The 9510-nt window shown below is 59.2% G+C and carries 9 protein-coding genes and 1 pseudogene; 3 read left to right on the top strand and 7 right to left on the bottom strand.

The genetic code is table 11. The features are described 5' to 3' along the window. The first annotated feature begins 468 nt into the window (after window positions 1-468). Window positions 469-702 (top strand): hypothetical protein, encoded by a 234-nt coding sequence (locus tag BM413_RS32080; protein WP_139238716.1) that lies wholly within the window; start codon window positions 469-471, stop codon window positions 700-702. Between the two features lie 193 nt (window positions 703-895). Further along, a pseudogene (locus tag BM413_RS32075) lies at window positions 896-1168 on the top strand (DDE-type integrase/transposase/recombinase); the annotation flags it as partial. On the opposite strand, the gene BM413_RS32070 reads toward BM413_RS32075, so the two are convergent. Next, entirely contained in the window at window positions 1130-1792 is a 663-nt protein-coding gene (locus BM413_RS32070) for a GntR family transcriptional regulator (RefSeq protein WP_091918883.1), read from the bottom strand. The pseudogene BM413_RS32075 and the gene BM413_RS32070 overlap by 39 nt on opposite strands. Before the next feature lie 149 nt (window positions 1793-1941). Here BM413_RS32070 and BM413_RS32065 point away from each other — a divergent pair, with 149 nt between their 5' ends. Then, window positions 1942-2754 carry an IclR family transcriptional regulator gene (locus BM413_RS32065; RefSeq protein ID WP_175544532.1) on the top strand — a complete coding sequence of 271 codons (813 nt, stop codon included), beginning with the start codon at window positions 1942-1944 and terminating at the stop codon, window positions 2752-2754. On the opposite strand, the gene BM413_RS32060 is transcribed toward BM413_RS32065, so the two are convergent. From BM413_RS32060 to BM413_RS32035, 6 genes are all read right to left on the bottom strand, one after another. Then, entirely contained in the window at window positions 2751-4598 is a 1848-nt protein-coding gene (locus tag BM413_RS32060; protein ID WP_091918881.1) for an ABC transporter ATP-binding protein, read from the bottom strand. The two genes, BM413_RS32065 and BM413_RS32060, sit on opposite strands and share 4 nt — an antisense overlap. A gap of 5 nt (window positions 4599-4603) precedes the next feature. Further along, a complete protein-coding gene (locus BM413_RS32055) occupies window positions 4604-5473 on the bottom strand; it encodes an ABC transporter permease (protein ID WP_091918880.1) in 870 nt (289 codons plus the stop codon). Beyond that, window positions 5473-6408: an ABC transporter permease gene (locus tag BM413_RS32050; RefSeq protein ID WP_091918879.1), complete on the bottom strand. Its 936-nt coding sequence runs from the start codon at window positions 6406-6408 to the stop codon at window positions 5473-5475. Before BM413_RS32050 ends, BM413_RS32055 begins: the two co-directional genes overlap by 1 nt. A gap of 4 nt (window positions 6409-6412) precedes the next feature. After that, window positions 6413-8017: an ABC transporter substrate-binding protein gene (locus BM413_RS32045; protein ID WP_091918878.1), complete on the bottom strand. Its 1605-nt coding sequence runs from the start codon at window positions 8015-8017 to the stop codon at window positions 6413-6415. An 18-nt stretch (window positions 8018-8035) separates the two neighbouring features. Continuing rightward, window positions 8036-9142, bottom strand: a complete 1107-nt coding sequence (locus BM413_RS32040; protein WP_091918877.1) for a mandelate racemase/muconate lactonizing enzyme family protein — start codon at window positions 9140-9142, stop codon at window positions 8036-8038. 55 nt (window positions 9143-9197) lie between these two features. Further along, window positions 9198-9510: phosphate acyltransferase (locus BM413_RS32035; RefSeq protein WP_210189022.1), on the bottom strand; the 313-nt coding region annotated here is incomplete at its 5' end.

Raw genomic sequence — 9510 nt, 5'->3', positions numbered from 1 at the left:
AGGCTCGCCCGCTACAAGCAGCCCAAGCGCGTCATTTTTACCGAAGACCTGCCGCGCAACACCATGGGCAAAGTCCAGAAGAACGTGCTGCGCGACACCTATGCCAATCTCTATACGGCGGAAAATGCTGAGCGCCTCGCGACGGGGTAGCTTTTCTCTGAACCGGCCGCTGGTGCGATTCTTGGCTCGGAGTTTCAGCAAGGCAGGTGCGTTGGCGGCGCCTTTTCCTATTGGAAAATGCCTCGCACGCCACCGAGAATTCGACCTACGGGCATTGTCGAATATGAAGCGGGAGCCGTGCGCGCCTTTGCGGGGCCACAAGACCCCAAAGACCGCTCCCCGGCGCGATTTGGACGCGCGATCTCCGAGTTATGAGCACGGCGAGATGACCACTTTCCCCACGCTAAACACCTTTGGAACTTCCTGCTCGTCTTGGCGTTTTGGAACGCTAGTCAGAAGGAGGCGACCATGATCATACATGGCAAAACTGTCGTTCTGGATGAATCGGCGACATTCTATGAAGACAGGTTCAAGCATGGGATGTTCTTCCCATATCTGTCGCAAGCGGTTCGGCATGCGGTATCAATTCCGTGCGCACGACAGCAACAGGCGGCCAGCATCGTGACGCAATCGGGAGTTCAGTTCGGCTGGGCTGAGATAAATGTCCTAAACGACTATCTCCTACAGCACGAAGAACGATAACCACCGGCAGTGATGAGGGCGCTAGGGTGGCCTCGCCGCAAAATAGTTGGAAGTTTCCCGTAGCGACCGTGCTATTGAGATGGTGGCCACAGGGCGTGACCTGTCCCAAAAACTCAAATTTTCGTTCGCTTTGGAGGATTTGATGAACGATTTGATATTCGACAGCCCGCCAGGTGATGCCGCAGGTCGAGCACGTTCGCACAAGGGTCTCAACAACCGCGCTGAGAATTCCCATGTGCCGCTGCGAAAACGGGAGCGGGCAATGCAGGGCTTCCGATCGCCGGGAAGCCTGCAGCGTTTCGTCTCGATCTTCTCCGCCATCCGTAATCTATTCGTCCCGCCCCGCTGACAACGCTCCGCCCTCGGTATCCGTAGTCACCGCCTGCAGGCCATGGCGGAATGGAAGGCCGTGACCATAGGCCACCGTTCATTTCGACCGAAACTGAGCAAGTGCATCTTCGCATGATCGCAAACAGTGGTGCCGCGCGGCGAACTCGGCAGCGTCGGGGTCGCCGTCCGCTATCGCGTTGATGATCGCCCAGTGCTCGACTTTCACTTCCGCGAAACGACCCGGCGCATGGCCGTACTTCAGACGTATGACCCCTATTAGGATGTGGTGTTTTTTTCGGATTTCCCAAGCTTCCAAATTGCCCGAGATCATTCCTAGTTCGGAGTGAAATTCACCATTCAAACGACCTCGCAGCACCTCGTCACCCAAGTCGTCATAGCGCTCCATTTGCAACTGCATCTGACGAAGTTTTTCTACCTGAGCTGTCGTGGCCATGGCAGCACAGCGTCTGGCAAGAATGCCGTCGATGCCGGCGCCAATGTCGTAGATGTGTCGAATGAGGTCTTCGTCAATTGACCGTACCATGGCGCCCTTGTTTGGCAGAATCACCACCAAACCCTCGCCTTGCAACTGCTGAAGCGCTTCCCGGACAGGGTTGGAACTGATGCCAAAGTCGGTGCACAGGTCATTGATCTTCAGGCGAACGCCGGGTTGGTACTGGCCACTGATTATCCGCTCGCGGATGGCATCACCCACGCGCGAGTATCCAGTGCCGCTCAGTGACAAACTCATCTGTTCCATCGTCTGCTCATCGCAACTTGGGTGGTCGTAACATGCATTTCTGGAGCCTCACAGGGCTTGGGATAATTTATGGATTGCCGTTTGATACATTATGTATAATGTATTGTGTGAAAAGTTTAGACGTGGCAAGCGTCGGGAGGACGGTTCTCATGCTTGGTAAAGCGGAAGCTGGTAGAAGCGTTTTGGGGGGCGCAGGGACGGTCCAGTCCGTCAATCGTGCCCTGGGTTTGCTTGAAGCCCTGGCCCAGCATGACGGTATAAGGCTTACCGAACTGGCGCGGCAGGTTGGGCTCTCGCTCTCTACTACACACCGGCTGATGACTACCTTGCAGCAGAATGGCTTTGCCCAGTGCAGCCAGGTCACGAACCGGTGGCATGTGGGCCGCGAAGCTTACGTTGTTGGGACGGCATTCTCTCGACCCAGCAACTTCGTGCCCGGTGTGATGCCATTCCTGCGCCGTCTCCGCGATTGGACGGGAGAGACCGTCAGCCTTGGCATGACCGAGCGTGACCAGATGAAGTTCGTCGGCAGGCTGAAAGGCAAGGGAGTCGTCCGCGCGATCGGTCGGATCGGCACGTACGTGCCTTTGACGATCTCGGGCATGGGAAAGGCGCTGCTCGCGGCCGACAGTATGCGGGATGGCGAACCGTTCGCAAAGGCAGGTAGCCTGATCGCTGCGACGCCGAAGAGTATCCGGAGTTGGGACGTACTGCGCGCCGACCTCGACCGCATTCGCGACCGGGGCTTTGCCGTTGATGACGAGGAATGTCGGATCGGTGTGCGATGTGTTGCGGCTGTTGTCTACAATCAGAATGCCGAGCCTCACTGTGCTGTTTCGATTTCGGGCAGCATCAATCGTTTGTCAGACAATAGGCTGGGGCGCCTTGGTGCGATGGTGAGCGAAGTAGCCAGAGACATGACTGTCGCCATCGGCGGCCACGTCCCGCCCGATCGGAGCTAGGCAGCGACCGGCTCGCTCCAGTACTTCCCCCAGACCTGAACGACATGGCCGGGTGAGATCGTTCGATACTCCCGGTTGGGCACAACATAATCTGCTGATCGGATCGGGTTTTTTAGGTCGCCGACCGGAAGTCGCTCTCCATGGCCACGCAGCGACGGATCAGGCGTGGGAACGGCGGCTATCAGAGACCTAGTGTAGGGATGCTGGGGGTTGGCAAAAATGTCTCCGGCCGGACCGATCTCAACGATTTCACCGAGATACATGACGGCCACCCGATGGCTGACGCGCTCGACCACAGCCATGTCGTGCGAAATAAAGATATAGGACAGGCCCATGTCCCGCTGCAGATCGAGCAGCAGATTAACTACCTGGCCCTTGATAGACACGTCCAGCGCCGACACGGCCTCGTCGGCAACGATAATTCGAGGTTCGAGTGACAGGGCGCGAGCAATGCATATGCGTTGTCTCTGGCCACCCGAAAATTGCTGCGGGAACCTGTCGGCCGCATCGGCCGGCAGGCCCACCCGCTGTAGTAGGTCGGCCGCCTTCGCCCTGGCCTGACGACGAGTAGCCAGGCCGTGCACAACCATCGGCTGCGCCACGGCCTCGCCCGCCGTCATGCGTGGATCCAGGCTGGCAAACGGATCCTGGAAGATCATCTGAATGTCGCGGCGCGCCTCCCGCATGCCACGGGCGTCCAGATCCAGCAGGTTCCGGCCATCGAGTTCGACGCTGCCTGATTGTGGTTCGATAAGCCTCATCAGGGACCGCCCAGTTGTCGACTTGCCGCAACCGGACTCCCCGACCAGCGAAAGCGTCTCGCCCCTACGCAGGTCAAAGGATACGTCCTCCACCGCATGGACCCGTGAGGTGACACCGGAAAACCAACTGCTGGCTATGTCGAACCGTCGGGTAAGATTACGAACCTTCAGAATTGGCTCGGCAGAAATATCGACCTGATGAGAAACTGCCAGCGAGGGCAGCATCTCCCCCTTCGCGCTGTCAAAAACTGGGAAGTATTGCGGTTCCGACGTGGTCCTGGTGCCCAACCGCGGCACGGCGGCGATCAGCGATCGCGTATAGGGTTGCTGAGCATTTACAAAGATATCCTGGGTTTCGCCGGCCTCGATAGCGTTGCCCTGATACAGGACGAGCACGCGATCGGCGATCTCCGCGACCACGCCCATGTCGTGGGTGATAAAAAGAATGCTCATACCCTCTTCGCGCTGCAGGTCTCCGAGCAGCTGCAGGATTTGAGCCTGCACCGTCACATCAAGTGCGGTGGTCGGTTCGTCAGCGATCAGCAGAGTCGGCTTACACGACAGAGCCATGGCAATCATGGCGCGCTGGCGCATGCCGCCCGAGAAGTTGTGCGGATACTCGGTTGCTCGCCGGGCCGCCGCCGGCATTTGCACCTTTTCAAGGAGCCGGATGGCTTCCGCTTCGGCGGCGGCGCCTTCGAGCCGGTGATGGACCTTCAGGCTTTCGGCGATCTGGCGGCCGATGGTGTTGAGAGGATTGAGGCTAGTCATGGCCTCCTGAAAGATCATGCCCACCTGCGCGCCGCGCACCTGCCGCATATCCTCCTTGTTCAGGGTCAGCAATTCACGCCCTCGGAGCTTGACCGATCCTTCGACGCGGCTCTTGGTCGTGTCGAGCAGCCGTATGATCGAGAGAGCAGTTACACTCTTGCCCGAACCAGACTCCCCTACGATAGCAAGCGTTTTGCTCGCCGGAATATCGAAGCTGACGCCCTTGACGATGGGCACCCAGCCAGCGCGCGTTCGGAACGATGTCCTGAGGTCTTTTACGGACAGGGTCGGCGATGTGGTGATGGTGTTCATGGCGCCTAGTCCACAGTCGAGGGATCGAGAATGTCGCGGACGGCTTCGCCAACGACGTTGAAGGCAAGGACGACCAGCGTAATCGCTGCGCCGGCCCCGATGATGGGCCAGGGCGAACCGAAGATGTTGTTCAACCCGTCGCGGATGATGTTGCCCCAACTGGGATTGGGCGCCTGCGTGCCAAGGCCCAGAAAGCTCAGCGACGCCTCAATGCGGATGGCGGAGGCTACCCAAAGCGTCACCAGCACGATGATGGGAGCCGAGATATTAAGCAGGATGTGGCGAAAGATGATGGTGGGCGCGCCCACCCCGATCGCCCTGCCGGCCTCAATAAACGGTTCTTGCTTGATGGCCAGGGCGCTGGCGCGTGCCACGCGGGTGAACCCGGGAATGAATGCGACGGTAATGACACCGACCACGTTCCAGAAACCGCCGCCGAGGACAGACGAGATCATGATGGCGAGCAGCAGATCGGGGAAGGCCTGCAGCATGTCGATAAGCTTAGACACAACCCGGTCTAGCCAACCGCCAAAGTAGGCGGCGCAGATGCCGACCACCGTGCCAATCATCGCCGCCAGAGCCGGCGGTATCATGCCGAAGATCAGTGAATTGCGCGATCCGTAGATCAGGCGTGACAGGATATCGCGCCCGAACTGGTCCGTGCCTAGCCAATGGGCTGCCGAGGGGGACAAGTTGATCTTGAGAAAGCTCTGCGTCAGCGGATCATGCGGCGCCAGCCAGGGCGCCAGAAGCGCGAGCAGCACGAAGACGGCAATGACGACAATGGCGAAGAAGATGCCGGGATGGGTGCGGAAATAGTGGAACTTCCCTTCCCTCTTATGAGCGGGATTGGCACTGGCGCTAATGGAAGACATCAGGACATCCTCACGCGGGGATCGACTGCCACATAGGCGAGATCGATCAGCAGGTTGATGATGACAACGAACGTGGCAAAGACCACCACGCCGCCCTGGATGACGGGATAGTCGCGCTCGGTGATCGCATTGATCAGCACACTGCCCACGCCAGGCCGGTTGAAAACCAGCTCGATGGCGACCGAACCCGACAGCGTTGCCAGGGTGCTGAGCCCCAGGCCCGTCGTGATCGGCAGCAGGGCATTGCGCAATCCATGGAGGTAGATCACTCGGCTCTCCTTTGCTCCCTTGGCCCGAGCCGTCCGCACGAAATCTTTATTAAGCGCTTCGAGCAAGGAGGCCCGGGTCAACCGGCTGATGAAGGACGATTTAACCACTGCCAAGGTCAGCGCTGGCAAAAAGAGGTGATGCATGCGGTCGAAGAAATCGCCACCGGCGCCGCTGATCGGGAACAGACCTAGATTGAGCGAGAAAACGATGAGCAACATCGCCCCGAGATAGAAGTCGGGAATGGCATAGCCGAGCAGGGCGAAAACGCGGCTGCCGGTATCGGGCAGCTTGTTGCGATTGACAGCGGCCGAGACCCCCATCGGAATGCCGATGCCCATGCCCAGGATCATCGCCGCAATGGTCAGCTCGATCGTATAGGGCAGGTTGGCCACCATGATGCTAGCGACCGACCGGCCGCTGCCCAGCGAGTTGCCCAAGTTGAAGGTTAGCACGTCGCGGATGAAGATAAAATATTGCTGCCAGAGCGGAGCATTGAGCCCGAGCTGTTCGCGAAAGGTATTCATCTGCTCGGCTGTCGCGTATTCGCCTAGCGCGACTTCTGCCGGATCACCCGGCAGAAGTCGAAGGGAAATAAACACCAGCGTGATCACGAAGAGCACGGTGGGCACTGCGTCGAGCAGGCGCGTTCCGATATATTTCAGCATGCCGCTAGACCCGGCGTGCCTTACTGAGCGACCAGTAGGACGGACCCGACTTCAGCTCGAAACCCAGGTCGACGCCGGGGTTTCGGGCCACGATCTGGGACAAGGTAATAATGCCGAGCACCGGCAGGTCGGTCAGAACCTTCTTCTCCATGTCCTTGACCATGGCGATCCGCTTGACGAAATCGGCTTCCCCCTCGATGGCGTCAAGTAGGTCGTCGATGCCCGGGATAGCAACCCCATAATGGCTAATATTCTGCCCGCCCGACCCATCAGATTTAACCTCCGAAGTAGAACGGAGCTGACGCGAGAATGGCAGGGTGGGCACCGGGCCGTAGCTGGCTGAGCTCAGCGCGAGGGTATTCTTGTCCTCGCGGTTGTCGGCGCCATAGGTGGCGTGTTCAACGATCTTCATGTCGAGCACGATGCCTACGGTGCGCAGCTGCTCCTGGATCATCAGCATGATGGACGAATAGTCCTCGCGCTGGCTTGTGTAGCAGGAGATGGTGACGCCATCGGGATGGCCAGCTTCGGCCAGCAGCTCGCGTGCCTTGTCCGAATTGTAGTCGTAGCGTAGTTCTTCGGGCAGCTCGTCTTTGGTGACCGAGCCGACAAACTGCATGGGCAGGAAGCCGACCATTGGCGTGGCCGAAGTGCCGAAGGCGCCAGCGACGGCCGCATTGTCGATCGCGTAACGGATGGCTTGGCGGATGCGTAGGTCGTCGAGCGGCGCGCGGTTGAGATTGAAGTGCAGGGTGTTAAGGCTGCCCGGCGTGGTGCGGTCATATACCGTAGCGGGGGCGCGCTGACTAATGCCATCGGACCAGCCCGGCGCGCGAACGCCCTCGATCATGTCCACCTCGCCTGAGACGAAGGCCAGGGTTCGCGCGGTCGTATCGGCGATGTAGATGATACGCAGCGTTGCGGCGGCCGGCGCTCCATCGAAATATTCGGGGAAGGGGATCAGCGTCGTGCCCTGTTCGTCGACCGCGTCGAACTGGAAGGGCCCAGTGCCGATGGGATCGAAATCGAAGCCCGTCTCACCCTTTTCCTCAAAGGCCTTCTGGCTGATAATCGCGCTGTAGAGCACAGTAAGGGTGCTGCCGGTGAAGAAGGGATCGGGCTGCTTGAGCTGGAAAACAACGGTGTGGGGATCCGTCGCGGTCACAGACTCGATGTTTTCGTAGCTGCTCTTGTCAACTGTGACGAGTTCGGGGTCGAGGTGCCGCGAGAAAGTAAAGACCACGTCGTCGGCAGTCATCTCGCCATAGTTTTTGTGAAACTGTACGCCTTGGCGCAGCTTGAACGTCCAGGTCCGGGCGTCCTCGCTGGTCTCCCAGGATTCAGCCAGCGAAGGCTGTATCTGGTCGGGGGTGACCGCAGCGTCGCCATCCACCGATTTCACTAGCGTATCGAAGATTTGGAACACGACGCGGTTGGTGGACCCATTGAGGCTGGTCGATTGCGGGCTCAGCGTATCGATGCGGCGCAGCGCAATGCCGAACGAAATCGTATCGCTGCCTTGAGCCAAGGCCGGAAGCACTGAGCCCACAGTAGCCGTTGCCAGCACGACGGCGCCGGATTGCTTGATAAAGTCTCGTCTGGAAACCATTAGAACCTCCTCCAAAGTTCAGAAATTGCGGATAGTGAGCCGCTCGAGTGCGGCGAGATCGACCTCGGCACCCAGTCCGGGGCCGGAAGGCAATGCGAAATGTCCGTTGTCAGAGCGCGACGGGTTGACGAAGGCGGCGTCGCCGCGCTCCCAGCCATCGGCCAGTTCCACCGGCTTGGTGGCATGCATGATCGTGGAGACGACGTGCAAATTGGCGAGGTGACCGATGGTAGGTTGGGTCTGGTGCGGTACCAGTTCCACGCCATGGGCCGAGCACAGAGCAGAGCACTGCATCATTCCAGTGATGCCGCCCATCTTGATCACGTCGGGCTGCACCATGGAGATGCCGGCCTCGATGAGTTCCTTGACGCCTTGCAGACTATAGGTTTGCTCGCCAGCCGAGACCAGAATGCCCAGCCGGTTTGCCAACTGGCCCATGGCTGCCACATGGTAGGGCGGCAAGGGCTCCTCAAACCATTCAAAGCCAAGCTGTTCCAGCTCGTGGCCGACGCGCAAGGCCCCTCCAGTCGAATAGGCGCTGTTGGCGTCGAAGCCCAGGCGGAAGTCTTCACCGAGAAGCTTGCGAACGGCACGTGCCTTAGCGAGGTCTCCGTTTATATCCACGTCTAGCTTGGTACGGGGCGCATTGAGCCGAAGCTTGACTGCGGCCGGTTTCTCCCGCTCGACGCGGCCCTCAACGATGCACAATACCTCATCGACAGTTCGGTTCGCATTGCCGCCGATGGACGAATAAAGTGGCATGGACGTTCGCCAGGCTCCGCCGAGCAGTTCATAAATTGGGCGTCCCAGCACCTTGCCTTTGAGATCCCACAGCGCAATATCAATGGCTGCGAGTGCTGCCGACAGGATGGCGCTGTAACCAAGCTTGATGAGATCCTGCGATAGAGACTCGATGGTCACGACATGCTCAAACAGCTGAGTGCCGATCACCTTGGGTGCAATCAGCCGCGACAGCACTGCGAGCGCATCGTCGCCCCCGGCCATTGGCGTCGCTTCTCCAAGGCCGAAGTAGCCGTCCTCGCCTTCAACCCGTACCAGTGCTGTTGGGGTAGGAACGCCTCCCCCCAACTGAACCTGGAAGCACTTTATGGCTGTTATCCGCACTCAAATCCCCTCCGGCACTCGCGCCGTTGGAGAAGTGGTACGACAGGCCCGCGCATTAAGAAGCTGCATCCTGTGTTTCTTTCATATCGTGGAAGTCTGGCGCTATATCCTCGGTGGCGGCGATGGCCGCCATGTTGACGATACCGCGGCTGGTGACCGACGGTGCTAGGATATGCGCCGGCGCCTTCGGCCCCATCAGGATCGGCCCGACAGACAGCGCGTTGTTCATTTCCTTGAGCAGCGTCATCGACATGTGAAATCGCGCCGAACAGTGGGTCTGACGCACTCTCGATGAAGTTTGGGTCATGCCGCACCGATCAATCTGGCTTGCAGGAGGTCGATCTTTCCACGTCCATACATTTGGCGCT

Source organism: Mesorhizobium sp. YR577, assembly GCF_900116595.1.
Lineage (GTDB): Bacteria > Pseudomonadota > Alphaproteobacteria > Rhizobiales > Rhizobiaceae > Mesorhizobium_M.
The sequence above is the reverse complement of the archived record's forward strand: the minus strand, read 5'-3'. Positions and strand labels throughout refer to the sequence as shown.